The organism is Cellulosimicrobium cellulans (genome assembly GCF_016907755.1).
Taxonomy (GTDB): Bacteria; Actinomycetota; Actinomycetes; order Actinomycetales; family Cellulomonadaceae; genus Cellulosimicrobium; species Cellulosimicrobium cellulans_D.
The window spans coordinates 696,236-720,019 of record NZ_JAFBCN010000001.1 but is presented as its reverse complement, the minus strand read 5'-3'; the positions used below and the strand labels follow the sequence as shown (position 1 = coordinate 720,019).

Sequence of the window (23,784 nt, the reverse complement as noted above, 5' to 3'; positions counted from 1 at the left end):
CTCCCGGCCTGCGTCGTCCCGGGCGTCCGCCCGTCAGCCGCCGAGGCCGGTGACGAGCGCGCGCGTGAGCGGCGCGTCCACGCCCGCGCGGTCGGCGGCCCGGACGATCGCGCCGCCGATGGCGTCCACCTCGAGCGGGCGCCCGGCCTCGGCGTCCCGCAGCATCGACGACTTGGCCTCGGGCGCGAACCGGTCGTAGAACGCGAGCGTGCGCGCGGGGTCCGACCGCGCCCCGCTCGCTGCGGCGACCGCCGCGACCTCGCGCACGAGCGCCTCGAGCTCGGCGCGGTGCACGGTCCGCACCTCGCCGATCGGGGCGCGGTGCGTCGTCGTGAGCAGGGCGAACGGGGCGAGGAAGCCGAGCTTGGCCCACATGAGCGCCGTCTCGTCGGGGTGGACGGTGGTCGAGATGCCGGCCCGGTCCAGGAGCGTGCGCACGGCCTCCACCCGCTCGGGCGGGACGCCGCCGGGCGCGAGGTCGACGTCGGTGAACGCGCTCGTGTGCTCGATCTCGCCGGGAGCGACGCGCGTCGACTCGACGCGGATCGTCGCGGGGAGCACGCGCTCGGCCCCGTACCGCGCGCGCAGCACGTCGAGGTGGTCGAGCCCGTTGAGGAACGGGACGACGACGCCGTCGCCGAGCACCTCGGGCGGCACGCGGTCGAGCGCGTCGGCGAGCGCGGTCTGCTTGACCGCCACGAGGACGACGTCGACCGGCTCGTCGAGCCGCGTGGCCGCCCGCGCGGGGACACGGACGTCGCCCACCTGGCGGCTGCGCACGTGCACGCCGTGCTCGGTCAGAGCCGCCGCCGTGGCCTCCCCTGCGAGGAACGTCACGTCGGCCCCGGACCGTGCGAGCAGCGCGCCGACCAGCCCGCCGACCCCGCCCGGTCCCAGCACCGCTGCGTCTCGGCTGCCCCGACCGCCCCGGCCGCTCGTCGTCTCCGTCACCGTCGTCCTCCGGTCGTCCAGGTCGTCCCGTCCGGACGGGCGGGGACGCCCCGTCGTCATGCCGCGGGGACCTCGACCCTACCCACGGGGACGGACGCCACCGACGCGGTGCCGGGCACGGCGAGCGCCGCGATGGCCGTCGTGATGGGGATCGCGAGGACGAGGCCGATCGAGCCGACGAGCGTGCGCACGACCTCCTCCGCGATCTCGCCCGAGGTGAGGCTCGTGGCGAGGTTCTGGTCGGACAGGTAGACCGCCATGAGCAGCGGCAGGGCCGCGCCGACGTAGGCGAACGCGATCGTGTAGACGGTCGAGGCGATGTGGTCGCGCCCGATGCGCATCGCGCGCGCGAACAGCTCGCGCCGGGTCGCGAGCGGCGCGACCGCCCGCAGCTCCCACACCGCCGACGCCTGGGTGATGGTCACGTCGTTGAGCACGCCCATGCCCGCGAGCACGATGCCGCACAGCACGACGCCCTGGATGTCGAGCGAGGGCGCGTACTGCGGGATCCACAGGGACTCCTCCGAGGTGAGCCCCGTGATGTTCGACGCGCCCGAGCCCCACCACCCGAGCACCGCCGTGATGGCCAGCCCGACGAGCGTGCCCAGCAGCGCCGTCGACGTGCGCGCGGTGAAGCCGTGGGCGACGTACAGCACGACGAACATGACGAGCGACGACGTCACGAGCGCGACGCCCAGCGCGTTCTGCCCCGTGAGCAGCGCGGGCAGCGTGAACCACGTGATGACGACGAACGCGCCCGCGAGCCCCGCCAGCGCGGCGAGGCCCCGCCACCGCGCGACGGCCAGCACCACGACGGCGTACGCGATCGCGAGGACCCCGATGGGCAGCCCGCGCTCGAAGTCCATGAACACGTACGGGCTCACGCCCGCCCCGACGGCCTCGGCGATGTAGAGGACGCGGAGCCGGTCGCCCTCGTCGAACCCGTAGGCGACGTACTCGGGCGGCGCGCCGACCGTGATCGCGTCGCCGCCGACGTCCTCGCCGCCCGCACGGGAACCGGCGTCGAGGCGGGCCGGCACCTCGCCCGTCTCCGCGTCGATCGGCCCGGTGACGGTGGCACGCAGCACCGTGCTGCCCTCCGCGGCGACGGGGATGCGGTCCGGCACGTCGGCCGACGCGGGCCACAGCGCGACCAGCCCGGCCAGCGTGACGAGCAGGGCGGGGACGAGGAGCGCCGCGAGCGTGAGGCGCACGCGCCGCGTCGCGGGAGCCGCAGGCCCGTGCGCGTGGCCCTGCGGTTCGGCGCGCGGCCGCCCGGGCTGCTCGCGGCGCTCCCGGCGCCCCGGGACGGGGCCGGACGTCAGGTCGGGGCTCGGCTCGCTCACCCGAGGATGCTGCCACGGCGGGCCGACGGCGCGTGGTGGCACGCGCCGTCGGGCACTACGGGGCGAGCCGGTGCAGGTCCCGGGGGAAGAGCGCGACCTCCCGGACGTTGGGCGCCTCCACGAGGCGGGCGACCCAGCGCTCGAGGCCGATGGCGAAGCCTCCGTGCGGGGGCATCCCGTGGGCGAACGCCTCGAGGTAGGCCTCGTACGGCTCTGTCGTCTCGCCCCGCGCCGCCAGCGCGGCGACGTAGTCCTCGTAGCGGTGCAGCCGCTGCCCGCCCGTCACCAGCTCCAGGCCGCGGAAGAGCAGGTCGAAGCTGTTGCTCCAGCGGGGGTCGTCGGGTTGCGGGTGCGTGTAGAAGGGCCGCTTCCGCATCGGGTAGCCCTCGACCGCGAGGAAGTCGGAGCCGTGGGTCGACCTCGCCCACGCGCCGAGGGCCCGCTCGTGCTCGGGGGCGAGGTCCGGCTCGTCGTCGGCCGCCCCCACGAGGGCGAGCGCGTCACGGAAGTGGATCACCGGGATCTCGGACGGCACGACCGGCAGCGCCGGCCCGAGCCGCTCGACGGCGTCGCCCGCCCCGTCCCGGAGCGCCCCGACCATGCCCGCGAGCACGTCGCGCAGCACGGCCAGGACGTCCCGGTGGTCGCGCACGAAGCCGAGCTCGACGTCCAGGGAGACGTACTCCGCGAGGTGCCGGGCCGTGTCGTGGGGCTCCGCCCGGAAGACCGGCCCGACCTCGTACACGCGCTCGAACACGCCGACCAGCTGCTGCTTGAAGAGCTGCGGGCTCTGGGCGAGGTAGGCGGTGCGACCGAAGTAGTCGACGGGGAAGACGCTCGCGCCGGACTCCGTGGCGGACGCGACGAGCTTGGGGGTCTGGATCTCGGTGAAGCCCGCCACGTCGAGCGTGGCGCGGAACCCGCGCAGGCTCGCGGCAGCGAGCTCCCAGAGGGCCCGCCGGGCCGGGTGCCGCCACGTCACGGCGGCGTGGTCCAGGAGGGTCGGCAGCGCGACGTCGAGGTCGGGGCGCCACAGCTCGACCGGCGGGCGGGTCGCGGGCGCGCCGAGCAGCGTGATCGTCGGCGCGGTGATCTCGACGCCGCCCGGTGCCTGCGCGTTCGCCGTGGCCGTCCCCGTGACCTGGACGGCGGTCTCCTCCGGCGGCAGCCCCTCCGCGGGCACCTCGTGCGGGCGCAGGACGACCTGGGCGAGTCCCGTGCGGTCGCGCAGGACGAGGAAGGACACCGTCGCGAGCTCGCGGCGGCGGTGCACGTGCCCGCTCAGGGTCACCACGCGTCCGGGTGGAGCGGCGGCGACGTCGGCGGCCAGGGTGCGAGCGGGGGCGGGCGGGGCGGGTGGTCTCATGACTCCTCCAGGGAAGGGCAGGCCCTGGAGGTGCGGGCGGGGGCTAGGTCGCGGTGCCACCACACCTTCGTCGACGTCTCGTCGACCTCTCGTCGGTACGCCGTCACGCGCGGGGTGCCGCCGCCGGTGTCGCCACCGGCCGAGGGTCGTCACGCCTCGCGGCCTCCGCGAGCGACGATACCGACCGACCCGCGCACCGACCACCGCATTGCGGTGGTCGGCGAGCGGGTCAGTCGGGCAGCGTCACGTAGCCGCGGCGCACGCCCGCGACGAGGCGGCGCGGGAGGGTGACCTCTCGCCCGTCGACGGAGACGGTCACGAGCTCCGGCACCTGCGCCTTCCACTGCGAGCGGCGGGCGCGGGTGTGGGAGCGGGAGAGCTTGCGCTTGGGCACGGCCATGAGAGGTCCTTCCGGTGGGTGGAGCGCCCAGCCTAGCGCTCTATGAGAATGGTTCTCAAGACGGGTCGAGGGTGGGCCCTCGGACGGCGGTAGCATCCCGAGGGCTGTCCGCCCGTGTGGCGGCACTGCCGCCGTCACACCCGCCACAGCCAGCCACAGAACACCACGAGGAGCCACCATGGCCACGGTCGACTACTTCCTGTCCGGCGACCCCGAGGTCGCCAAGCAGCACCTGCACGCCGCGCTCCAGGAGCAGGGCTTCACCGTCACCACCCGCCCGACGGGCCAGTGGGCCGCCGAGCGCGGGAGCAAGCAGAAGACGTTCTGGCTCGGCGCGTTCGCCGGCAAGGCCCAGCACCTCGTGTTCACGGTCGACTTCATGCTCCACGGCGACCAGCTCGTCGCGCGCATCGACCGCCCGACCGGGCACGGCGCCATGGCCGGCGCGGTCGGCGTGGCCCGCTCGAACAAGGCGTTCTCCGAGGTCGATCAGGCCATCGGCACGCGCCTGACGAACCACGGCATCCTCGCGAACGTCGTCCACGCCTGAGACCGCGGCCGACACAGGTCGCCGAGCACGGGCTTCCTCGCGTTCGAGCACGTCGTTGGTGTCGTTATCGCGCGGATAGCGACATCAACCCCGTGTTCGGCGCGGGGGTGGCACGACGAAGGCCCGGAGCCCCTCGCGGGGTTCCGGGCCTTCGTGCTGCTGACCGGACCGGCAGCGGCCGGTCAGCGAGACGTCACTTGGCGACGGCCTTCTTGAGCAGGCTGCCGGCGCTGATCTTCACGCCGAAGCCGGCCGGGATCGAGATCTCCTCGCCCGTTCGGGGGTTGCGGCCCGTGCGGGCGGCACGCTCGACGCGCTCGACGGACAGGAGGCCCGTGACCTTGACGGCCTCGCCCTTGCCCAGCGACTCGATGAGCACCTCCTGGAAGGCGTTGAGAGCCTTCTCGGCGTCCGCCTTCGACAGGTCGGCCTTGCTGGCGATGGCCGAGACGAGCTCGGACTTGTTGAGCGACATGCGAATCCCTTCTTCGGTTCACGACGCGCGGTGGTCACCACCCGTCGTCACGGTCTCAGTGTGCCAGCCGCGAGGCCGTGCACCGGGGACAACACTAGGGAACACGCGGAGTTTCGCGCGACTTCTCGCGGCCTCCGAGCGTCGCGTGTCTGCGCTCAGCCCTCCTCGTGCTCGTGGTCGTGGTCCTCGTGACCCTCCTCCGCGGGCTCGTCGTGACCGTGCTCGCCCTCCTCGTGGGCGTCGTCGTGCGCGCCCGCCGCGGCCGGCTTCCCGGTGACACCGGCGAGCTCGTTCGGGACGACGTCGAGCTCCGCGGTCTTCCACACCTCGCCGCCGACGTAGTCGACCGCGTGGATCGCGCGGCCGGCCGGGTCGGTGACGTACGCGATGCCGTCCTGGACGAGCAGCGCGGGCCGCGGCTCCTGCCACTCCTCGGGCTCCTCCCAGGCGTCGACGACCGGGATGGAGCGCACGACCGTGCCCGCCTCCGGGTCGATGACGTGCAGCGACCCGTCCGTGCCGAGCACGAGCGCCTCGCCCGCGTCGCCCCGGCCGAGCGAGCGGAAGGTGTAGCTCGCGGGCAGGTCGACGAGGCGGAGGCTCGCGTCGCGCGTGTCGATGAGCGACACGCGGGTCGGCCGCTCCAGCTCGGCGTCGGGGTCGGACTTGTAGTCGCCGAGCACGAACGGCGACGCCTCGCTGCCCGCCTGGTTGCCGATGCGCCCGTAGGCGTCCGGGGCCGCGACCTTGCTGATCGCGCCGCCCGCGACGACGACCGCCCCGTCCTCGCACCCGATCACGACGGCCTCGTCCGCGGCGACGGCCTCGCCGTGCACGCCGGGGCACTGGTCGTTCGCCGCGACCTCGGCGCCCGCGGCGTCGAGGAGGCGGACGCCGGTGCGCGCGTCCTCGGTGCCCTCGGAGACGACGAGCGAGCCGTCGGACAGCTCGACCGCGACGCCGTGGTGTGCCGCGGGGGTCGTCAGGGTGCGCGCGTCGTCGATGCCGTGCGGGTCGGCCACCGCGGCGGAGTCGAGCACGGTGATCTCGCCCGTGCCGTCGTCGAACAGCGCCGTGCGGCCCTCGTGCACGACGACGTGGCCAGGCTTCTCGGCCAAGTACGTCACGTCCGTGAGGACGGGGTCCGCGGTGTAGTAGTGGTCGTGGTCGCCGTGCGGCTCGGCCCAGGTGCCGGCGTCGAGCACCTGGAAGCCGCCCGACGTCGAGACGAGCAGGTGGCGCCCGTCGCCCGCGGGGTTGAGTCGGTTGAAGCCGGGGAGCTCGAGGTCGTCGACGACCTCGAGCGTCGTCGCGTCGAGGACCTGGACGCCGCCGTCGTACGTGATCGCGAGGCGCGGCGTGAGCGCGGCCGCCTCGCTCACGTCGGAGGTGGCCGACGGCGCGGGCTCGGCCGCGTCGCCCTGCTCGCCCTCGGAGCCCGCCCCCTGCGCGCACGCCGCGACGAGCGTGAGCGGGAGGGCGAGGCCGAGCGCGAGGGCGAGCGGGCGCCGTCGGGCCCGTGCCCCGGGAGGGGCGTCACCGGAGGGGGGACTCGCCCCGGCGGGATCGGCGTGGGCGTCGGTCGGGTCGGGTGCGGTGTGGTGCATGCGTGGTCGGCCGCCCGGGGACCCGGTCGGCCGCTCCTCTCCGGTGGTGGTGGGTGCGCGGGTCAGCCCTGACGGGCCTTCCAGCGCGGGTTGGCCTTGTTGATGACGAAGGTCTTGCCGTGGCGGCGCACGACCTTCGCCCCGGGCTTGTCCTTGAGCGAGCGGAGCGAGGCGCGGACCTTCATCGCGCACCCCCGCCCTGCGCGCCGCCGCGGGCGCCGTAGCGCTGGCGGAACTTCTCGACGCGGCCGGCGGTGTCCACGACGCGCTGCGTGCCCGTGTAGAACGGGTGGCTCGCGCTCGAGATCTCGACGTCGACGACGGGGTAGGTGTTCCCGTCCGTCCAGGTCACTGTCTCGCGCGGGACGCCCGGGCCCTGCGGGTGGTCGCCCGCGAGGGTCGAGCGGGTCAGGAACGAGAAGTCGGCGGACTTGTCGCGGTAGACGACGGGCCCGTAGACGGGGTGGATGTCCTTCTTCATGGTGGTCTCCTTGCTGGGCCAGTGACAGGCCGGTGACGACCGCCGCTCGGGGCGGCGGCGGTCACCAGCTCGACTTCGTGACTCCGGGCAGCTCGCCGCGGTGCGCCTGCGAGCGCAGGCGGACGCGGGAGAGCCCGAACTTCCTCAGGTAGCCGCGCGGGCGGCCGTCGACGACGTCGCGGTTGCGCACGCGCGTCGCGCTCGCGTCGCGAGGCTGGCGCTGGAGCTCGCGCAGCGCGGACGCCTTCTCCTCGGGCGAGGAGGACGGCGACGCGACGACCCGCTTGAGCTCCGCACGGCGCTCGGCGTAGCGGGCGACGACCTCGACGCGCCGGTCGTTGCGCGCGACCTTGGACCGCTTCGCCATCAGCGCTCCTCGCGGAAGTCGACGTGGCGGCGGACGACGGGGTCGAACTTGCGCAGGACCATGCGGTCGGGGTCGTTGCGGCGGTTCTTGCGGGTCACGTAGGTGAACCCGGTGCCGGCGGTGGACCGGAGCTTGATCACGGGACGGAGGTCGGTGCGGGTAGCCATCAGAGCTTCTCCCCTCGGGCGAGGATCCGCGCCACGACGGCGTCGATCCCCTGTCGGTCGATGGTCTTGATGCCCCGGGCGCTGACGCGCAGGGTCACGTGGCGACCCAGCGACGGCACCCAGTAGCGCTTCTTCTGGATGTTCGGGTCGAAGCGACGCTTGGTCCGCACGTGGGAGTGCGAGATCGCGTGGCCGAACCCGGGAGCGGTGCCGAGCACCTGGCAGACGGCGGACATGGCAGTTCCTCTCGGGGTCGGGTGAGGCGACGGGAGACGACACTAGATAGTGAGAATCATTCCCGTCAAGACGCTATGCTGACCCGCTGTCGAGAACAGTTCTCAGGAGCGGGTTGTTCCCGGGCCGGCCGCGAGGCCGCACGGGGACGCCCCAGACCATGGATCGGAGCGCTTCATGCCCTTCTCGTCATCCCGCTCGTCGGGCCCCTGGCCGGACGACGCGCACGACCTCCCGGAGGCCGCGCCCGGCGCCCCTGCCGAGCCGCCCGCTGACGCCGGGGACACGCGGGCCGCCCTGAGCGTCCTCGCGACGATCGACCCCGTGCTGCGCGACAGCGCGGTGTTCGGGCTCGTCGTCGGGGCGCCGCGCGTCGTCGCGCTGCGGCACGACATCCGGGCGGCCGAGGGCGCGCTGCGCCGGGTCGTCGTCGACGCGACCGGCGTGATCGAGGACGAGGTCGTGCCGCTCGAGCACGCGTGCCTCTCGTGCGCGGTGCGCGAGGACGCCGTCCCCACGCTGCGCCGGCTCGCCGACGACGGCCGGTGGGACCACGTCGTGCTCGCGCTGCCCGTCGCCGCCGAGTCGCTGCCCGTCGTCCGGGCGCTCGCCGCGCAGGCCACGCCCGGCAACGAGCTCGAACGCCTCCGCCTCGCGACCGTGCTCGCCGTCGCCGACGTCGACACGCTCGAGCACGACCTGCTCGACGACGACCTCGTCTCCGAGCGCGGCGTCGGGCTGACGGAGGACGACCAGCGCGCCGTCGGCGAGGTGCTGGCGGCCCAGCTCGAGCACGCCGACCTCGTCGTGACGACCGGCGACCTCGCGGCCGCGGCGACCGGGTCCGGGCTCGTCGACCGGCTCCGCGGCGTCGGCACCCGGCGGATCGACGGGCTCCACGCGGTCGCCGCCGACGACCTCGCCCGGCGCACGCACGACCCCGCCGCCGGCGAGCGCCGTGCCCACCCCCTCGGCGTGCGGGGCCCGCTCCCCCGGCGCGTGACGCCCGACGGCGACCGGAGCTGGACGATCGACCTGTGGTCCGCCCGGCCGTTCGACCCCGAGCGCCTGCTGCGCCGCATCGAGGACCTCGGCACCGGACGGGTCCGGTCCCGCGGGGTGTTCCACGTCGCCAACCGCCCCGACTCGCTGTGCGCGTGGGACGGCGCGGGAGGTCAGCTCTGCATCGGCACGCTCGGCACGTGGGACGACGCGACGACCGCCGAGGGTCGGCCCGTCGAGCCGCACACGCGGGTCGTCATCGTCGGGGCCACGCCCGAGGGCGAGGGTGACGGCGGCGACGACGAACGCAGCCGCCTCCTCGACGCGTTCCGCGACGTGCTCGCGACGCCGGACGAGCTCGCCGACGGCGGCCTGCGCTGGCTCGGCCGCACCGACGTCCTCGCACCGTGGCTCGGCGCGCGCAGCGACGCGGTGTGACGACGGGCCCCCTCGGGCCCGCGGCCGCGGACGAGAGACCGTCGGCGGGACCGCTTCCCCGCTCGACTCAGCGGCCACCTGCCACGCGCAGCGTCTCTCCGGTGACGTACGACGCGTCGTCCGAGAGCAGGAAGGCCACGGCGGCGGCGACCTCCTCGGGTGATCCCACGCGCCCCCACGGGTGCGCCGCCGCGGCACGCCGTGACCGGTCGCCGTCGCCGGCGTCGGCGTGGATACCTGTCTCGATCAGGCCGGGCGCCACCCCCACGACCCGGACCCCCTCCCCGAGGACCTCGTGCGCGAGACCCTTCGTCAAGGCGTCGACGCCGGCCTTCGCCGCCGCGTAGTGCACGTACTCGCCGGGCGATCCGAGCGTCGCCGCCGCGGACGAGACGTTGAGGAGCACGCCGCCTTGCCCGCCCCGCACCGTGCTCATCGCCCGCACCGCCGCGCGCGCCACGAGGACGGCGGCGGTGAGGTTGAGGTCGACGACCCGGCGCACGACGTCGGCCGGCGTGTCCGCGAGCGCGCCGATGTGGAGCGTCGCGCCGGCGTTGTTGACGACTCCCGTGAGGGTGCCGAGCCCAGCGGCCGCGGCGAAGGTCTCCTCGACGCCGCGCTCGGTGGTGAGGTCGGCGCGGACCACGGCGCACCGCACCCCGCGCGCGGCCACCATGGCGCGCGTCTCCGCGGCCGCGGCGTCGTCCCGGGCGTAGCCGAGCAGGAGGTCGTGCCCGGCCGCGGCGAGCCGGAGGGCCACGGCCGCCCCGATGCCACGGGTCCCGCCCGTGACGAGCGTCAGTCGAGAGATCATGGCGTCACGCTACGACGCAGGAGGATCGCCGTTCGACGAGCGAGTCGCCCGGACCCTCACCCGACGACACGGCGGACGAGCTCGTCGACGCGACGCTCGTAGTTCTCGGCGGAGAACCGGCCCGCGCGCTGCAGCGTCGCGACGCCGTGCACCGCCCCCCACACGACCTCGGCGGCCGTCCCCACGTCCGACGGCGGACGGTCGAGCGCGAGGAGCGCGTCGACGATCGCGTCGAACCCCTCGCGCATCGCGCGCGGCGTCTCGTCCGAGGCGAACGCGGCGCCGATCGGCAGGTGGAACATCGCCTCGTACGTCGCCGGGTGGCCCGCGGCGAAGTCGAGGTAGGCCACGACCAGCGCGCGGACCCGGTCCTCGCCGCTCGCACCCTCGCTGGGCTGCGGACGGGCCGCGGTGAGCGCTGCGGCGAGCTCCTCGAAGCCGACGAGCGCGACGGCGGTGACGATCTGGGACCGGCCCTCCGGGAAGTGCCCGTAGAGCACGGGCTGGCTGTATCCGATCGCCTCGGCGAGGCGACGCGTGGTGACGGCCTCCCACCCCTGCTCCTCGGCGAGCACGCGCGCCGCCGCGACGATCTGCGCCTCTCGCTCCTCGAGAAGCCGTGCCTTGCGCGCTGCTGCCGGTGTGCTCATAGATGAAGTCTAGCGCCGCTAGGTTGTCTGTGCTAGTTTTCCTAGCGTTGCTAGATTCCACACATCGAAGGAGCCGGACATGCAGTGGTTGCCGATCGTCGCAGTGGTGGTCGTGGGTCTGATGGTGGGGGTCGAGATGTCGGTCTCGTTCGTCATCAACCCGATCGTCGACCGGTTGCCGGAGAACGCCGGCCTGCTCGCCCGCGCAGACGGCGGGCGGATGCTCGGCCGGGCGATGCCGTTCTGGTACTTCGGGTCGCTCCTGCTCACCGCGGGCGCCGCGCTCGTGCTGCCCGTCGGGGCCTGGGCGGCGTGGACCGCCGCGGCGGTCCTCGCGCTGAGCATCATCCTGACGGTCACCGTGCTCGTGCCCATCAACAACCGCGGGAAGACGTGGACCCCCGAGACGGCGCCGGCCGACTGGCGCGAGCAGATGGCCCGCTGGGACCGGTACCACCTCGTCCGCATCGTCCTGCTCGTCGTCGCGTTCACGCTGCTGGCCGTCGCGGTCGCCGCCTGACCTCGCTGCCGCCCCGGCCCCACGCACGGGGAAGCACAGGGGAAGACGCAGAGGAACCGGTGGCGATCCGCCGCGAGAGCTCCCCCCAGCGAAGCTCTCGTCGCGGACCGCCACCGGTCCAGGTGTCGCCGCGTGACCCGTCGCGGCGACGTCCCCCACCAGTGCAAGAGGCGGTGGGCGCATGTTCGGGACGTTCACGAACAGTGATCTGGATCACAGTACGTCGGGCGTCGCCCCGACGCCCGTCGACCAGGCCGGGCGTCGTCCCGCCGCGGCTCGGCGAGTCGGCCGGGCTCCCGACGTCCGCCTCATCCGCCGAGGACGAACTCTCCGATGACCGTCTCCCCGTCCGACTCGTACACCGGGACGCTGACGGTCGTGCCCTCGCGCTCCTCCTGCCACGCCGCGGCCTCCTCGGGGCTCGACGGCGTGCCGCCCTGCGCCTCCTCCAGATCCCGTGCGTACGCGTAGCCGACCCGCCCGTTCGTCGCGTAGACCGAGACGAGGTCGGGCCAGCCCGTGTCGTTCGCGACCCCGTACGTGTCGCCGTTCGCGTTGGTCGCCCAGGCGGTGACCGTCTCGTCGACGTAGGTGGCGACGAGGTGCCAGCGCGCCCCCGGCTCGGCCTCCACGCGCACCGACTCGTCGCCCGGCACCGCGACGACGCTCCAGCCCATGCCGACGCCCTCCCCCGCCGCGAGCCGCCGCGCCTCGTCCTGCGCGTCCTCGGCCGAGCAGGTCATGTTCGCGCCGTTCTCGAGCACGAACCGCCCCGCGTCGAGGCACACGAGCGACAGCTCGACGTGCGTCGCGCCGTCCGGCCTGGGCCCGAGCTCGACGGTCGAGGTGCCCGCGCGCGTGACCTCGACCGGCTCCGCCAGCCGGGTCACGACCGTGCCCCCGGGCTCGACGAGCGCCGTCACGGCGTACGCCGTCCCGCCGGCGACCGCGAGCGCGCCGAGCGCCCCGACGCCCGCCCACCACCGCCGTCGTGCCGGGCGGCGAGAGGCCGCCGCCGACGCCTGGGCCACGAGCGCGGCACGCAGCCCGCCGGCGAACACGGGATCGAGGACCGGCATGCGGTTCTCGCTGTTCATGAGCGCCCTCCTTCGACGAACGCACCACTCGGGCGCGTCCTCGCCCGTCCTGGTTCCACCTCTCCGACCGCGGTGCGGAGCCGGACGCGTGCCCGGTGCAGCCGAGACTTGGCCGCCGACGGCGTCAGGCCCAGCACCCCGGCGGCGTCGGAGAGCGACCAGCCCTCCAGCGCGACGAGGGTGAGGAGCCGCAGGTCGGCGGCCGGCAGCGCGCGCAGCGCCGCGCCGAGCGCCGGGTCGACGACCTCGGCCGGGTCGTCGCCGAACGCGGAGTCCTCGGCAGCGGGTACGTCGCCGCCCCGGGGCAGGGCGTCGAGCAGCCGGCGGTGGCGTCCGGTCCCCCGGCGGACGTTCCGCGCGACGTTCGACGCCGTGACGAGGAGCCACGGCAGGGGCGAGCCCTCGACGAGCCGCACCGACGTGCGGCGGCGCCACAGCTCGAGGAACGCCGCCGCCAGCACGTCCTCCGCCTGGTGCCGGTCGACCACGAGCCGGTACGCGTGCCGGAACACGCGGTCGCGGTGCCGGTCGAAGAGCACGCCGAACGCCGCACCGTCACCGCCGAGCGCGGCGGTCCACAGCGCGGCGTCGCTCTCTGCGCCACCCTGCTCGTCGGCAGGGTCCGGATCGCCGTCCATGCCCCGTAGTGTCCGGGAGTGCCTCTGCGGTTTCACGGCGACTGCGCCAAGCTCCGCCACGTCTCGCCCCGGTTTGGCGAAGGCGCTCTGAGCCCGCCATCAGGAGGACCACCTCCACGTTCCGCCACGTCGCGCCAGAACGTGGCGGAAGCCCGGAGAGAGCGTCGGGCACCCACCTCCGGCGCTGGACGAGCGAAGGCCGGAGGTGGGTGCGACCAGGTCGGCCTCGCCCTCAGGTCTGGCGCGCGAGGCGGCGTGCCGACAGCCCACCGACGACCCCGACGACCGCGGCCCCCAGGACGACGGCCGCGACGAGGGGCGCCGTCGGCGTCGGGGCCGCTCCCGCCGCGACGGGCGCGGGGGCGAGCGACGCCGCCGTCGCGACGAACGTCGGCGCGGGGCGGGCCCCCGACGGGTCGGTGTCCGTCCACGCGTACGACGCCCCCGACGGGCACTCCTGGACGGCGGGGAAGACGAACGCCTGCCCGACGTCGCCCGTGACGCGGACGTCGAGCGTGAAGGCCGCGCGCTCGCCGTCGGGCACGGGCGCGCCGGACCACGCGACGGCGTCGGCACCGACGTCGGAGCTCCACCCGTCCGGCTGGCCCGCCGCGAGCGCCTCGACGCCCTCGGGGAGCGTGACGCGCAGCGCGTCGGTGGGCTCGCCGTCGCACCCGTGGTCGAACGTGAACGTGAGCGTCGACGTGCCGTCGCCGTGGGGTTCCACGGTCTCGATGAGCACGTGCGCGCCCGCCGGGCCCGCGGTCAGCACGGCGAGCGTGCCGGCGCCGACCGCGGCGAGGACGACGCGCGACCCGCGCCGCCCGGGGAGCGACCGCTGGGGACCGGTCATGAGGACACCTCCACGGGGATCTCGACGATCGGGTTCTCGTACTTGGACGTCCGGACGCTCACGTGGAGGGTCCAGTCGCCCGCCATCGGCAGGTCGAGCGTCGCCTCGTACGCGCCGGTCCCCGTCTGCGTGAGGGGACGGGTGAACGGGCCGAGCGCGGGGTCGGCGAGCGTCGTCGACAGCTCGGGCACGGCGACGGGCTCCAGGGGCTTCCCGTCAGCGTCGAGCAGCTCGATCTCGAGCGCGTTGACGCCCACCCGCCCCGGGGTGATCCGCGCGTGCAGGGTCCCGTCGCCGAGCTCCTCGACCACCTCGACCGCCGGGGTCGTGGCCTCCTCGACGGCCGGGTCCGCCGCGACGGGGCTCCGCGAGACGAGCACGCCCGTCACCGCGAGCACGAGCGCGAGCAGCACCGCCTCCGCCGTCACCGTCCGGCCGAGCCGACGGCGCGCGGTCGCCCCGGCCGCACCGGCACCGTGCCCGCCCGGACCGTCGTCGCCGAGCGCGGGGACGAGCCGGTACCGGTTCCAGGCCGCGATGCCGACGAGGCACAGCGCGACGCCGACCTTGACGAGCAGGGTCTGGCCGTACGTCGTCGACACGAGGGCGTCGAGCGTGCCGAGGATGCGCCACCCCAGGACGGTCCCGGTGACGGCGAGCGCGAGGACGACCCACGCGCCGAGCGCCGAGAACCGCGCGACGGTGACCGCCGACCGCCGCGCGTCGACGCGCGCGGACGGTGCGAGCACGAGCGCGAGGCCGACGACCCCGCCGAGCCACACGGCCCCGGCCACGACGTGGAGCGCGTCCGCCGTGACGACCAGCCAGGGCGGGCCGAACGTGCGGGTGTGCCCCACGAGCACGAGCGAGCCCAGCGCCAGGGCCGCCGCGCCGAGCACGACCCCGGCGGGCCACGCCGCCCGGGTCTCCCGTGCCGCGCGGGGCGCCAGCAGCGTCGTGACGACGAGGCCGGCGAGGCCGAGCGCGCCCGCGAGCGTGGAGTCGGTCGTGACTCCCGCCGCCCACGTCGCGGGGTCGACGAGAGCGCCCAGCCCGCCCCCGGCCTGCCAGGCCGGGGTGAGCGGGACCGCGAGCACGATGCCGGCGCCCGCGGCGACGAGCGCCCACCGTCGGACGCGCTGCAGGCGGCGGCGCAGGACCGGCGCGGCCCCGGGCGACGCGTGCAGCACGAGAAGCTCGAACCCGACGAGTCCCGCGACGAGGAACGTTCCCGCGTAGACCGCGGCCTGGTCGAGCGCGCGCACGGCGACGAGCGCCGCCGTCGGCTCGGCCACCCGGGCCTCGACGGACGTCGCGCTGGGCGCCCCCACGGAGAACGTGAAGGCCCCGGCGACGGGGTGCGTGTCGAGGGACACGACGCGCCAGCTCACGACGTACGTGCCGTCGTCGAGCGTCGTGGCCGGGGTGACGACGAGCGCGTCGTCGACCGCGGCGACGTCCACGTCGACGGGCGAGCCGTCGGCGGCGAGGACCGTCGTCCCGCCGGTCACGACCTGGACGGGCTCGTTGAAGGTGATGGTCAGCGCGTCGGGCGGCGCGTCGAGGACGGTGCCGTCCCGCGGGTCCGTGCCCACGAGGACGGCGTGGGCCGCGGCCGGGCCGCTCGCGAGGATCGCGAGCAGGACCGCGGCCGCGGCACCGACGACGACGGCCACCACCCGGCGCAGCACCGAGGGGCGGCCCACGGTCAGGCCTTCGGACGCGAGCGCACGAACCCGAGCGCCCCGAGCACGAGGCCCGCCGCCGCGAGGACGAGCGCCGTCCAGGTGAGCGCGGCGGGCGCGCCGTCGGAACCGTCCGCCGGCTCCGCGGACGCCGCGGCGTCGGCGTCGTCCGCGACGGTCTCGGCCGCGGCGTCGTGCCCGTCGCCCTCGGCGGCCGTCAGCTCGACCAGCGGCGCGGGCGCCTCGAGGTCGTGCCCGTCCTCGCCCTCGGCCGCGACCTGGACCCAGGCGGTCTCGCCATCGACGCACTCCTGGACCGTCGGGAAGACGAGCGTGTCCCCCGCCGCGTCGGGGAGCTTGAGCGAGAGCACGAGGGCGTCTCGGTAGCCGTCGGGCAGCGGGGCCTTGGCGGTGTAGACGACCTCGGCGACGCGCTCGGTGTACTGGCCGCCGTGCCCGTCGTCGACCGGCTCGTCGAGGGCCGCCATGACCTTCTCGACGTCCCAGCCGGGGTTGACGGTGGGCGTCACGGTGACGATCTGCTCGGGGACCTGGACGGAGACCTTCGTGGTCGGCGAGTCGCCGCAGCCGTGCGGGACGCCGAACGTGAGCAGCGCGTACGCGCCCGCGTCGGTCGTGTCGGGGGTGACGGTGACGTGGGCGGCCGCGGCGCCCGCGCCGACGACGACGATCCCGGTGGTGAGGGCGGCGGCGCCGACGGCGCGCAGGGTCTTTCGCATGGTGGTGCCTTTCGGGGAGACGAGGAAGCGGGAGGGCTCCGGCGCTCGACGGCACGTCAGGGCACGCCCCGGGGCGGCCGGGCGGAGCCGGCCGGGCGGGGTGGGCACGGGACGCGCAGGCGCGCGGGAGCGGGACGCCGCGGAGAGTCCGCGGAGCGTCCGGGAGAGGTCAGGCGACGGCGGGCGGACCGCGCCCGGGCGCGGCGCCGCGCGCGAGCAGGTCGCGGACCGTCGGCAGCGCGCCGACGGCGGGAGGCGCCGCGAGGACGACGACGGCGCGCGGGCGGCCGGGGACCCGGCGTCCGGCGAGCCACGTCCACAGGCGCCACAGGACGGCGTCGCCGTAGCGCAGGACGAGCGCGACGGCGAGCGTCGCGACGGCGTGGGCCCCGAGCATCGTCAGCGGCGAGGCGGCGTGCGCGTGCGCGGACGCGTCGGCCGGGGACAGCGCGGCGCAGCGGTCGAAGACGACGTGCAGCACGAGCTGGCCCGCGCCGAGCAGGCCGAGCAGCCGCGGCAGCCCGACCTGGCGGCGCGTGAGGGGTCGCACCGCGACGGCGGTGAGGACGGCGAGCACGCCGAGCGGGACGGCACCGGGGTCGGTGCCGCCGGCGAGCGCGTGCGCGACGACGGACAGCCCGAGGACCGCGGCGGCGAGCAGCAGCACCCGCACGCCGCGGAGCACCCCTGCTCCGGGCGACGTCACGGACGCACCCTAGCGGCAGGAGGGGTGCGCGCGGCAGGGTCGTCTGCCGTCCTCCCCGGGCAGGGGAGGACGGCGTGCGCCGGCACGGTCAGTCCTCGGGGTCGTGCGGCGCGTCGTCGCCCGTCGCCGCGCCGCGGCGACGGACGACGATCACGACGACGACCGCGGCGGCGACCACGAGCGCGCCGAGCCCCACGAGCACGGGGACGACCGACGAGCCGCCGTCCTCCGCGTCCGTCGCCACCGGCGTCGCGGGCTCCGGCGACGTCTCCTCGGCCGCGTCGGTGGTGGCCTCCTCGGACGCGGGCTCCTCCGGAGTCGCCTCGTCCGTCGTGGGCTCCTCGGCGACCGGCGCCTCGGGCTGGGCCGCGACGGTGAACGCGAACGTGCCCTCGATGGGGTGGCCGTCGGACGAGACGACGCGCCACGCGACGGTGTACGTGTCGCCGCCGAGCGCGACGGCGGGGTCGAGCGCGAACGTCGCGGTGCTGCCGTCGATCGCGGGCGCGCCCTGCGTGACGACCGTGCCGGCGGAGTCCGAGACCACGACCTGCGGCTCGACGGGGAGCGGCTCCGTGTTGAAGGTCAGCGTGATCGCGGTCGGGGGCGTCGCGAGCTGCGCGCCGTCGGCCGGGTCCGAGCTGAGGATGCGGTCGTGCGCCGAGGCCGGAGCGGCGGTGAGCGTCGCGAGCGCGGCGGTGAGGCCGAGGGCCAGCGCCGCGGCGGCGACGAGCGCGAGGAGGGCGGGGACGGCCGACAGGGGTCGGCGCAGGGAGAGGGTCATGAGGGTTCTTCCGTCCGAGGCGCGGCGGTCGCCGCACGGTGGTGCCCCGTGGCCCGGTCGTCACCGGGTCGGCCTCGTCGGGGGCCGCGTCAGGACGCGGCGAGGGGGCGCAGCAGTGCTCCCGACGGGCCGGCCGGCCGGGGCGGACCGCGGGTCGGAGCGCGGCGCGAGCGCCACCGCGACGCGACGCGCACCGGACCGGTCGACGGCACGACGGGGCGTGCGACCGGCGCCACGGGCGCGAGGGCGGGGAGGGCGCCACGCGGAGTCACCCACGCGAGGAACCGCTCGAGCGCACGCTCGCCGCGCGCGAGGACGAGCGCGAGCACGACGGTCGCGACCGCGTGCGCGACGACCATCCACAGCCCCGCGGTGCCCGACGTCGCGAGGTGCTCCGGGTGCACGAGGATCGCCCCGCTGTCGGCCGGTACCGATGCGCCGAGGGGCGCCGCGCACACGACGTCGCCGACCGAGGCGACGTGCCCGCCGTGCCCGGACGTGACCCCGACCGGGACGCACGACCCGACGGGCGCGAGCACGACGAGCGCCTGGTGCAGCGCGAGCTGGGTCCCGCCGAGGAGCACGACGAGCCGGGCAGGGGTGAAGCGCAGCCGCGCGGCCGCCGTCGTGCCGGCGAGCGTGAAGGCGGCGAGCGCGGCGAGGACCAGAGGGTCGGGGAGGGCTCCCCCGGCGACGCGGTGGGCGAAGGCCGTCAGCGCGAGCACGAGGGTCACCACGAGCGCGGCGCGGGCGACGCGCAGCGGACCGACGACCGGGGAGGGCACGACGGCCACCCTAGCGTGACGCGGACGCGTCGTCCGGGCTGCCCGCCGCTCCCGCCGGCTCCGGGGACTCCAGGTCGGGCGAGCGGTCGGCGTACCGACCGATCGCCGGCCCGGTGGGCAGGAGCCGGTCGATCCCGACGATGACGAGGCCGAGCACGAAGAAGCCCGCCCCGTAGAGCACGACGTTGACGAGCAGCCCGGTCCACCCGAGGGCGTCGAGGTCGACGAACCCGTACGGGTACTCGCTGCCGGGGCTCACGAACCCGCGGATCGTCGTGAACGCGAAGTACGCCAGCGGGTACAGGAGCCAGCGCGCGGCGTCGAGGCCGCGCAGGCGCCGGTGCGCGTCGAGCAGGAGGAAGTCGACGAACACCGCCAGCGGGAGGAGCTCGTGCTCGATCTGGCCGTCGGTCAGGCCGAGGAACACGGCCGGGGCGCCGGGGTCCTCGGGCGCGAGCACGAGGTTGGCGACGAGGCCGGTGATGGCGGCGAACAGGGTCACGCCGCCCTTGAGCCAACCCGGGGGCTGCCGGCGGCGCAGGATCGACGCGACCCCGGCCCACGTGAACACGACGGCGATGAGGAAACCCGTCTGGTTCGTGAAGTAGATCAGTCCCTCGACGTCGCCGTCGCGCCAGATGGCGCGCGTCCCGACGAGGGCGAGGACGACGAGGAACAGCCGGAACAGTCCGACGACGACGTGCATGCGGGCTCCTTCGCGCGCGGTGCGGTGGTGCGTTCAGGAGCCTAGTGCGCCCCGCCCACCCCGGTGCACCCGCGGGCGCCCTCGACCGGGCCCGGAGTCGCGCGAAGCCGGCCGTGCGTTCCGTCCGGGAATGCCGAAGGGGCCGCGCGGTGGCGCGGCCCCTTCGGGACGTCGTCGCCCGCCCGGCGCTGCACGCCGGGCGGGAGCGAGGTCAGAGAGCCTGGATGTTCGTCGCCTGCGGGCCCTTGGGGCCCTGGGTGACGTCGAACGAGACGCTCTGGTTCTCCTCGAGCGAGCGGTAGCCGCTCGAGTTGATCTCGCTGTAGTGGGCGAACACGTCGGCGGTGCCGTCGGAGGGGGCGATGAAGCCGAACCCCTTCTCCGCGTTGAACCACTTCACGGTGCCTGTAGCCATGGTGTCTTCCTTCGTTGGTGCGACCGGCCCACGAGCGCGGGTCCGGTTGTCGCGCCCCGCGGGGCGCCGACGGTCGTGGGGGCGGGTCCCGCGAGGGCCCGCCGGGCGTTCACGTCGAGCGACGAGGTGCCGCTTCGCGTGGTGGAGGTCGACGACGACGCCCAGCGGCCGCGTGAAGCGGTCGTGGACGTGGAAGCCGTCGGGGAGTCGGGTGACCAGGCCGGCGTACTCGCCGTCCGCCGTCGCGACCCACAGGTCGTCGTCGGCGCGGCGCAGCACGAGGTCTGGTCCGGGCGTGCCCGTGACCGTCGATGCGGTCTCAGGGCGGTCAGAAAGGGAAGAAAGGATGTTCTCTGCTCTCGCTCCGCGCTCGGTGGGCGGAGATCTCGACGGCAGCGTCTGCTGCCGGGCGCGCACGGTCTTGCTTCGATGCTGAGGACCGAAGAACGCCGCGGTCTGCTCGACCGGCGACATGAGCGCGACCTTCAGGGTACACGAGTCCTTCCCGATCCCGGGGAAGGGCTCGCACGTGCTTGCCCGGGGCGATGATGGGGACCATGACGACCTCATCCAGCCCCGCCCGCAGCTCATCCCGTCCGGTCCCGCGCACCGCGCGCCGGAGCGTCGCCGTCGTGAACGGCTACGTCGTGCCCGTCGCCGCTGACCCGATCGAGAACGGGACCGTCCTGATCGAGGGCGGGATCATCACCGCGGTCGGCGCGGACGTCGTCGTGCCCGACGGCGTCCCGACCCTCGACGCGCACGGCCGGTGGGTGCTGCCCGGCTTCGTCGAGGCGCACGCCCACATGGGCGTCATGGAGGAGGCCGAGGGCTGGGCCGGCAACGACACGAACGAGATGACCGACCCGAACGGCGCGGCGCTGCGCGCGATCGACGCGATCAACGTCGAGGACGAGGGCTTCCGCGACGCGCTCGTGGGCGGCGTGACGAGCGCCGTCGTGAAGCCGGGCTCGGGCAACCCCATCGGCGGCCAGACGGTCGCGATCAAGACGTGGGGCGGGCGCACGGTCGACGAGCAGGTGATCCGCGAGGCCGTGTCCGTGAAGTCGGCGCTCGGCGAGAACCCCAAGCGCGTCTACGGGGACCAGAAGAAGACGCCCTCCACGCGGCTCGGTGTCGCGAAGGTCATCCGCGCGGCGTTCGTCGACGCGCAGAACTACGCCGCCAAGCGCGACGCCGCCGAGGCGAAGGGCGAGCCGTTCGACCGCGACCTCGCCAAGGAGACCCTCGCGCGCGTCCTCGCGGGCGAGCTCTACTGGGACCAGCACACGCACCGCGCCGACGACATCGCGACGGCCCTGCGCCTCGCGGACGAGTTCGGCTACAAGCTGGTCGTCAACCACGGGACCGACGGCGCGGCCGTCGCCGACGTGCTCGCCGAGCGCGACGTCCCGGTCATCTTCGGCCCCCTGTTCACGTCGCGCTCCAAGATCGAGCTGCGCAACCGTGACATCGCGAACCTCGGGGCGCTGGCGCGCGCGGGCGTGCGCGTCGCGATCACGACCGACCACCCGGTCGTGCCGATCAACTTCCTCGTGCACCAGGCGTCGCTCGCGGTGAAGGAGGGCCTCGACCGCGACACCGCGCTGCGGGCGCTCACCGTCAACCCGGCGGCGTTCCTCGGCCTCGACGACCGGGTCGGCGCGCTCGCTCCGGGCCTCGACGGGGACGTCGTCGTGTGGTCGGGCGACCCGCTGGACGTGACGTCGCGCGCCGAGCACGTGCTGGTCACCGGCACCGAGGTCTACACGTGGGACGTCGAGGCGAACGACGGCCGCGGCGCGGGCCACGTCGTCGAGCGCGGCGAGCGCTTCCGCGCCTGACCCGAGATCGACCCTGCGGCCCGAGACCGACCCCCTGAAGGTCGATCTCGGCCGTACGGGTCGATCGCGCGCGAGCCGGCACCGCTCGCCTGTCCGGGCCGACGTCGCTAGCGTTCCCTCGAGGGCCGGCGCGCCCGCCGAGGGGGGAGAACCATGGCTCGGACCGACACCCCGCAGCGCCCCGCCCGGCCCGCGGCGGCGACCATCACCGCGACCTCGCTGGTCATGCTCAACGTCGCGGCGGTCGTCAGCCTGCGCGGCCTGCCGGCCGAGGCGGAGTACGGGCTCTCGTCGGCGTTCTACTACCTCCTCGCCGCCGTGTGCTTCCTCGCCCCGGTCGCGATCGTCGCGGCGGAGCTCGCCTCGACGTGGCCGGCCGAGGGCGGGATGTTCCGCTGGGTCGGCGAGGCGTTCGGGAGCCGGTGGGGATTCCTCGCGATCGCCATGGTGTTCGTCGAAGGCTGCATCTGGTTCCCCACGGTCCTGACCTTCGCCGCCGTGACCCTCGCGTACACCGGATCTGACGCCCGCCTCGACGAGCAGGTCGCCGACGACCGCGTCTTCGTGCTGGCGATCGTCCTCGTCGTGTTCTGGGCGGCGACGCTCATCGCGCTCCGTGGCGCCTCCGCGTTCGCGCGGACCGCTCGCTGGGGCGGGATCATCGGGACGCTCGTGCCGGCGGCGCTGCTCGTCGGGCTCGGCGCGGCCTACCTCCTCAGCGGCGAACCCTCCCGGACGACGCTGTCCTGGGGCGCGTTCGTCCCGGACCTGACCCGGTTCGACAACGTCGTGCTCGCGGCAGGGATCTTCCTCTTCTACGCGGGCATCGAGGTGAACGCCGTGCACGTCGGGTCGATCCGGCGTCCCGAGCGGACGTACCCCGTCGCGATCCTCGTCGCGGCCCTCGTCGCCGTCGTCGTCCTCACCCTCGGGACGCTGACCATCGCCGTCGTCGTGCCGCAGGACGACATCAGCCTCACCACGAGCCTGCTGCAGGCGTTCGACCACCTGCTCGCCTGGGCCGGGATCCCCTGGGCGGGGCCGGTCGTCGCGGCGATGCTCGCCGTCGGCGTGCTGGCGGGCGTCACGACGTGGGTCGCCGGTCCGGCGACCGGTCTCCACGCGGTCGCGCGCGCCGGGTTCCTCCCCCGGTGGTTCCACCGGACGAACCGCCGCGGGATGGCCACGAACATCCTGCTCGTCCAGGCGCTCGTCGTCACCGTCCTGTCGGTGATGTTCGTCGTCATGCCCTCGGTGCAGTCGGCCTACCAGCTCCTCAGCCAGCTCACCGTGATCCTGTACCTCGTCGCCTACCTGCTCATGTTCGCCGCGGTCGTCGCGCTGCGCCGCAGCCAGCCCGAGCGTCCGCGACCGTACCGCGTCCCCGGTGGTCGCCCCGGAGTGTGGGTCGTCGGCGGCGTCGGCTTCGTCGCCTCGCTCCTCGCGCTGGTCACGAGCTTCGCGCCCCCCGGCCAGGTCGCGGTGGGCAGCCCGGTCACGTACGTCGTCCTGCTCGTCGTCCTGTCGGTCGTCTTCGTCGTGCTCCCGCTGCTCGTCTACCGGGCACGCACGCCCGGGTGGCGGGACGCCGAGTCGTCGTTCGAGCCGTTCACGTGGCAGTCGAGCGGCGCCCCGGACGACCCTCCGCGACGTCGTGCCGCACCCGACCGCACGGCCGACGACCGCTGACCGGCACTCTCCCGTGGCGCGATCCCGGGCGACGGCGGACCATCGAGGCATGCGCACCCGACCCGGATCCTCGTCCCGTCGACCCGCACGAGCACTCCTCACCGGCGTCGTCGTGCTCGCCGGGCTCCTCGCCGCGTGCTCCGGCCCGGGCCCCGGCGAGAAGGACGTGGAGTACGACTCGCTCGACGCGCTCCACGAGGCCGCGACCACGGCCGGGCTCACGTGCCTGTCGTTCACGCCCGAGGACTCCGGTTCACCCGACGTCGAGCTCGGCGAGTGCGACGACACCACGCTCCTCGCCGTCTTCGCGGACGGCGTCGACGAGGACGAGTTCCTCGGCCTCCTGCCGGTCGAGCCGGCCGTGGAGGGCCAGGCGGCGCTGGCAGGCCCGAACTGGGTGGTCCTCGGCGACACCGGCGACCTCCTGGAGACCCAGGCGGGGATCGGCGGCGACTTCCTCTCCGACCTCTGACG

29 protein-coding genes are annotated in these 23,784 nt (G+C 75.1%); 6 read left to right on the top strand and 23 right to left on the bottom strand.

The features are described from left to right. Positions 1-33: 33 nt before the first annotated feature. From JOE63_RS03150 to rpmF, 4 genes are all read right to left on the bottom strand, one after another. Positions 34-900, bottom strand: a complete 867-nt coding sequence (locus tag JOE63_RS03150; protein ID WP_204539057.1) for a ketopantoate reductase family protein — start codon at positions 898-900, stop codon at positions 34-36. A gap of 107 nt (positions 901-1,007) precedes the next feature. After that, on the bottom strand, positions 1,008-2,297 hold the full coding sequence (locus JOE63_RS03145) for a YibE/F family protein (RefSeq protein WP_307839914.1): 1,290 nt from the start codon (positions 2,295-2,297) through the stop codon (positions 1,008-1,010). A 55-nt stretch (positions 2,298-2,352) separates the two neighbouring features. Continuing rightward, positions 2,353-3,663, bottom strand: coding sequence for an aspartate--tRNA(Asn) ligase (aspS, locus tag JOE63_RS03140; protein WP_204539054.1), 1,311 nt, complete (start codon positions 3,661-3,663; stop codon positions 2,353-2,355). 229 nt (positions 3,664-3,892) lie between these two features. Next, positions 3,893-4,063 carry a 50S ribosomal protein L32 gene (gene rpmF, locus JOE63_RS03135; RefSeq protein ID WP_087470695.1) on the bottom strand — a complete coding sequence of 57 codons (171 nt, stop codon included), beginning with the start codon at positions 4,061-4,063 and terminating at the stop codon, positions 3,893-3,895. Positions 4,064-4,241: 178 nt separating this feature from the next. Here rpmF and JOE63_RS03130 point away from each other — a divergent pair, with 178 nt between their 5' ends. Beyond that, on the top strand, positions 4,242-4,613 hold the full coding sequence (locus JOE63_RS03130; RefSeq protein WP_087470694.1) for a hypothetical protein: 372 nt from the start codon (positions 4,242-4,244) through the stop codon (positions 4,611-4,613). 193 nt (positions 4,614-4,806) lie between these two features. On the opposite strand, the gene JOE63_RS03125 is transcribed toward JOE63_RS03130, so the two are convergent. The 7 genes from JOE63_RS03125 to rpmB form a co-directional block, all read right to left on the bottom strand. Then, complete coding sequence (locus tag JOE63_RS03125) at positions 4,807-5,088, bottom strand: HU family DNA-binding protein (RefSeq protein WP_087470693.1); 282 nt, start codon at positions 5,086-5,088, stop codon at positions 4,807-4,809. 155 nt (positions 5,089-5,243) lie between these two features. Next, positions 5,244-6,695, bottom strand: a complete 1,452-nt coding sequence (gene aztD / locus JOE63_RS03120; protein WP_239576599.1) for a zinc metallochaperone AztD — start codon at positions 6,693-6,695, stop codon at positions 5,244-5,246. A 62-nt stretch (positions 6,696-6,757) separates the two neighbouring features. Continuing rightward, positions 6,758-6,880 (bottom strand): type B 50S ribosomal protein L36, encoded by a 123-nt coding sequence (ykgO, locus tag JOE63_RS03115; RefSeq protein WP_047231790.1) that lies wholly within the window; start codon positions 6,878-6,880, stop codon positions 6,758-6,760. Then, on the bottom strand, positions 6,877-7,176 hold the full coding sequence (locus JOE63_RS03110) for a type B 50S ribosomal protein L31 (protein ID WP_021483270.1): 300 nt from the start codon (positions 7,174-7,176) through the stop codon (positions 6,877-6,879). The genes ykgO and JOE63_RS03110 overlap by 4 nt, the downstream gene beginning before the upstream one ends. A 61-nt stretch (positions 7,177-7,237) precedes the next feature. Next, positions 7,238-7,543, bottom strand: coding sequence for a 30S ribosomal protein S14 (gene rpsN / locus JOE63_RS03105; protein ID WP_087470692.1), 306 nt, complete (start codon positions 7,541-7,543; stop codon positions 7,238-7,240). Next, positions 7,543-7,710, bottom strand: coding sequence for a 50S ribosomal protein L33 (rpmG, locus tag JOE63_RS03100; protein WP_021483268.1), 168 nt, complete (start codon positions 7,708-7,710; stop codon positions 7,543-7,545). Before rpmG ends, rpsN begins: the two co-directional genes overlap by 1 nt. Continuing rightward, positions 7,710-7,946 carry a 50S ribosomal protein L28 gene (gene rpmB, locus JOE63_RS03095; protein WP_021483267.1) on the bottom strand — a complete coding sequence of 79 codons (237 nt, stop codon included), beginning with the start codon at positions 7,944-7,946 and terminating at the stop codon, positions 7,710-7,712. Before rpmB ends, rpmG begins: the two co-directional genes overlap by 1 nt. 175 nt (positions 7,947-8,121) lie before the next feature. On the opposite strand from rpmB, the gene JOE63_RS03090 reads away from it, so the two are divergent. After that, positions 8,122-9,384 (top strand): CobW family GTP-binding protein, encoded by a 1,263-nt coding sequence (locus tag JOE63_RS03090; RefSeq protein WP_087470691.1) that lies wholly within the window; start codon positions 8,122-8,124, stop codon positions 9,382-9,384. Positions 9,385-9,451: 67 nt separating this feature from the next. Here the strand turns inward: JOE63_RS03090 and JOE63_RS03085 are convergent, their stop codons facing one another. Both JOE63_RS03085 and JOE63_RS03080 read right to left on the bottom strand, forming a co-directional pair. Next, on the bottom strand, positions 9,452-10,198 hold the full coding sequence (locus JOE63_RS03085; protein WP_087470690.1) for an SDR family oxidoreductase: 747 nt from the start codon (positions 10,196-10,198) through the stop codon (positions 9,452-9,454). A gap of 56 nt (positions 10,199-10,254) precedes the next feature. After that, on the bottom strand, positions 10,255-10,848 hold the full coding sequence (locus JOE63_RS03080; RefSeq protein WP_087470689.1) for a TetR/AcrR family transcriptional regulator: 594 nt from the start codon (positions 10,846-10,848) through the stop codon (positions 10,255-10,257). Positions 10,849-10,927: 79 nt separating this feature from the next. On the opposite strand from JOE63_RS03080, the gene JOE63_RS03075 reads away from it, so the two are divergent. Continuing rightward, the gene (locus JOE63_RS03075; RefSeq protein WP_087470688.1) at positions 10,928-11,368 is read left to right on the top strand and encodes a DUF1772 domain-containing protein; all 441 of its coding nucleotides are present in this window, start codon (positions 10,928-10,930) and stop codon (positions 11,366-11,368) included. Between the two features lie 308 nt (positions 11,369-11,676). Here the strand turns inward: JOE63_RS03075 and JOE63_RS03070 are convergent, their stop codons facing one another. The 10 genes from JOE63_RS03070 to JOE63_RS03025 all read right to left on the bottom strand — a co-directional run bounded on the left by JOE63_RS03070 (position 11,677) and on the right by JOE63_RS03025 (position 19,777). Next, positions 11,677-12,465 carry a peptidase M56 family protein gene (locus tag JOE63_RS03070; protein ID WP_204539051.1) on the bottom strand — a complete coding sequence of 263 codons (789 nt, stop codon included), beginning with the start codon at positions 12,463-12,465 and terminating at the stop codon, positions 11,677-11,679. Then, the gene (locus JOE63_RS03065; RefSeq protein WP_204539048.1) at positions 12,462-13,103 is read right to left on the bottom strand and encodes an RNA polymerase sigma factor; all 642 of its coding nucleotides are present in this window, start codon (positions 13,101-13,103) and stop codon (positions 12,462-12,464) included. Before JOE63_RS03065 ends, JOE63_RS03070 begins: the two co-directional genes overlap by 4 nt. A gap of 232 nt (positions 13,104-13,335) precedes the next feature. Next, positions 13,336-13,956 carry a DUF1775 domain-containing protein gene (locus JOE63_RS03060; protein WP_087470685.1) on the bottom strand — a complete coding sequence of 207 codons (621 nt, stop codon included), beginning with the start codon at positions 13,954-13,956 and terminating at the stop codon, positions 13,336-13,338. After that, complete coding sequence (locus JOE63_RS03055; RefSeq protein ID WP_204539044.1) at positions 13,953-15,662, bottom strand: copper resistance CopC/CopD family protein; 1,710 nt, start codon at positions 15,660-15,662, stop codon at positions 13,953-13,955. Before JOE63_RS03055 ends, JOE63_RS03060 begins: the two co-directional genes overlap by 4 nt. Before the next feature lie 2 nt (positions 15,663-15,664). After that, positions 15,665-16,381, bottom strand: a complete 717-nt coding sequence (locus JOE63_RS03050; protein WP_204539040.1) for a YcnI family copper-binding membrane protein — start codon at positions 16,379-16,381, stop codon at positions 15,665-15,667. A 169-nt stretch (positions 16,382-16,550) separates the two neighbouring features. After that, positions 16,551-17,087, bottom strand: coding sequence for a hypothetical protein (locus JOE63_RS03045; RefSeq protein WP_157759545.1), 537 nt, complete (start codon positions 17,085-17,087; stop codon positions 16,551-16,553). An 88-nt stretch (positions 17,088-17,175) separates the two neighbouring features. Further along, on the bottom strand, positions 17,176-17,871 hold the full coding sequence (locus tag JOE63_RS03040; protein ID WP_204539037.1) for a copper resistance CopC family protein: 696 nt from the start codon (positions 17,869-17,871) through the stop codon (positions 17,176-17,178). An 89-nt stretch (positions 17,872-17,960) separates the two neighbouring features. Continuing rightward, positions 17,961-18,656: a hypothetical protein gene (locus tag JOE63_RS03035; RefSeq protein ID WP_204539034.1), complete on the bottom strand. Its 696-nt coding sequence runs from the start codon at positions 18,654-18,656 to the stop codon at positions 17,961-17,963. A gap of 10 nt (positions 18,657-18,666) precedes the next feature. After that, positions 18,667-19,362 (bottom strand): Pr6Pr family membrane protein, encoded by a 696-nt coding sequence (locus JOE63_RS03030; protein WP_204539030.1) that lies wholly within the window; start codon positions 19,360-19,362, stop codon positions 18,667-18,669. 211 nt (positions 19,363-19,573) lie between these two features. Beyond that, a complete protein-coding gene (locus JOE63_RS03025; RefSeq protein WP_087472681.1) occupies positions 19,574-19,777 on the bottom strand; it encodes a cold-shock protein in 204 nt (67 codons plus the stop codon). Between the two features lie 557 nt (positions 19,778-20,334). Between JOE63_RS03025 and JOE63_RS03020 the strand changes: the two genes are divergently transcribed. The 3 genes from JOE63_RS03020 (at position 20,335) to JOE63_RS03010 (ending at position 23,782) form a co-directional block, all read left to right on the top strand. Further along, on the top strand, positions 20,335-21,621 hold the full coding sequence (locus JOE63_RS03020) for an amidohydrolase (protein ID WP_087470679.1): 1,287 nt from the start codon (positions 20,335-20,337) through the stop codon (positions 21,619-21,621). Between the two features lie 153 nt (positions 21,622-21,774). Continuing rightward, positions 21,775-23,310 carry a putative glutamine/gamma-aminobutyrate antiporter GadC gene (gene gadC, locus JOE63_RS03015; RefSeq protein ID WP_087470678.1) on the top strand — a complete coding sequence of 512 codons (1,536 nt, stop codon included), beginning with the start codon at positions 21,775-21,777 and terminating at the stop codon, positions 23,308-23,310. 49 nt (positions 23,311-23,359) lie between these two features. Next, complete coding sequence (locus JOE63_RS03010) at positions 23,360-23,782, top strand: hypothetical protein (RefSeq protein WP_157759543.1); 423 nt, start codon at positions 23,360-23,362, stop codon at positions 23,780-23,782. Positions 23,783-23,784 lie beyond the last annotated feature (2 nt).

What these genes read in the sequence shown, in the direction of transcription:
- JOE63_RS03070 (WP_204539051.1), bottom strand. Translation starts at nt 12,465, where the DNA reads ATGAACAGCGAGAACCGCATGCCGGTCCTCGATCCCGTGTTCGCCGGC.
- JOE63_RS03085 (WP_087470690.1), bottom strand. Translation starts at nt 10,198, where the DNA reads ATGATCTCTCGACTGACGCTCGTCACGGGCGGGACCCGTGGCATCGGG.
- JOE63_RS03025 (WP_087472681.1), bottom strand. Translation starts at nt 19,777, where the DNA reads ATGGCTACAGGCACCGTGAAGTGGTTCAACGCGGAGAAGGGGTTCGGC.
- JOE63_RS03130 (WP_087470694.1), top strand. Translation starts at nt 4,242, where the DNA reads ATGGCCACGGTCGACTACTTCCTGTCCGGCGACCCCGAGGTCGCCAAG.
- JOE63_RS03030 (WP_204539030.1), bottom strand. Translation starts at nt 19,362, where the DNA reads ATGCACGTCGTCGTCGGACTGTTCCGGCTGTTCCTCGTCGTCCTCGCC.
- JOE63_RS03010 (WP_157759543.1), top strand. Translation starts at nt 23,360, where the DNA reads ATGCGCACCCGACCCGGATCCTCGTCCCGTCGACCCGCACGAGCACTC.
- JOE63_RS03125 (WP_087470693.1), bottom strand. Translation starts at nt 5,088, where the DNA reads ATGTCGCTCAACAAGTCCGAGCTCGTCTCGGCCATCGCCAGCAAGGCC.
- ykgO (WP_047231790.1), bottom strand. Translation starts at nt 6,880, where the DNA reads ATGAAGGTCCGCGCCTCGCTCCGCTCGCTCAAGGACAAGCCCGGGGCG.
- rpmF (WP_087470695.1), bottom strand. Translation starts at nt 4,063, where the DNA reads ATGGCCGTGCCCAAGCGCAAGCTCTCCCGCTCCCACACCCGCGCCCGC.
- JOE63_RS03040 (WP_204539037.1), bottom strand. Translation starts at nt 17,871, where the DNA reads ATGACCCTCTCCCTGCGCCGACCCCTGTCGGCCGTCCCCGCCCTCCTC.
- JOE63_RS03090 (WP_087470691.1), top strand. Translation starts at nt 8,122, where the DNA reads ATGCCCTTCTCGTCATCCCGCTCGTCGGGCCCCTGGCCGGACGACGCG.
- aspS (WP_204539054.1), bottom strand. Translation starts at nt 3,663, where the DNA reads ATGAGACCACCCGCCCCGCCCGCCCCCGCTCGCACCCTGGCCGCCGAC.
- rpmB (WP_021483267.1), bottom strand. Translation starts at nt 7,946, where the DNA reads ATGTCCGCCGTCTGCCAGGTGCTCGGCACCGCTCCCGGGTTCGGCCAC.
- aztD (WP_239576599.1), bottom strand. Translation starts at nt 6,695, where the DNA reads ATGCACCACACCGCACCCGACCCGACCGACGCCCACGCCGATCCCGCC.
- gadC (WP_087470678.1), top strand. Translation starts at nt 21,775, where the DNA reads ATGGCTCGGACCGACACCCCGCAGCGCCCCGCCCGGCCCGCGGCGGCG.
- rpmG (WP_021483268.1), bottom strand. Translation starts at nt 7,710, where the DNA reads ATGGCTACCCGCACCGACCTCCGTCCCGTGATCAAGCTCCGGTCCACC.
- JOE63_RS03110 (WP_021483270.1), bottom strand. Translation starts at nt 7,176, where the DNA reads ATGAAGAAGGACATCCACCCCGTCTACGGGCCCGTCGTCTACCGCGAC.
- JOE63_RS03080 (WP_087470689.1), bottom strand. Translation starts at nt 10,848, where the DNA reads ATGAGCACACCGGCAGCAGCGCGCAAGGCACGGCTTCTCGAGGAGCGA.
- JOE63_RS03065 (WP_204539048.1), bottom strand. Translation starts at nt 13,103, where the DNA reads ATGGACGGCGATCCGGACCCTGCCGACGAGCAGGGTGGCGCAGAGAGC.
- JOE63_RS03050 (WP_204539040.1), bottom strand. Translation starts at nt 16,381, where the DNA reads ATGCGAAAGACCCTGCGCGCCGTCGGCGCCGCCGCCCTCACCACCGGG.
- JOE63_RS03075 (WP_087470688.1), top strand. Translation starts at nt 10,928, where the DNA reads ATGCAGTGGTTGCCGATCGTCGCAGTGGTGGTCGTGGGTCTGATGGTG.
- rpsN (WP_087470692.1), bottom strand. Translation starts at nt 7,543, where the DNA reads ATGGCGAAGCGGTCCAAGGTCGCGCGCAACGACCGGCGCGTCGAGGTC.
- JOE63_RS03020 (WP_087470679.1), top strand. Translation starts at nt 20,335, where the DNA reads ATGACGACCTCATCCAGCCCCGCCCGCAGCTCATCCCGTCCGGTCCCG.
- JOE63_RS03060 (WP_087470685.1), bottom strand. Translation starts at nt 13,956, where the DNA reads ATGACCGGTCCCCAGCGGTCGCTCCCCGGGCGGCGCGGGTCGCGCGTC.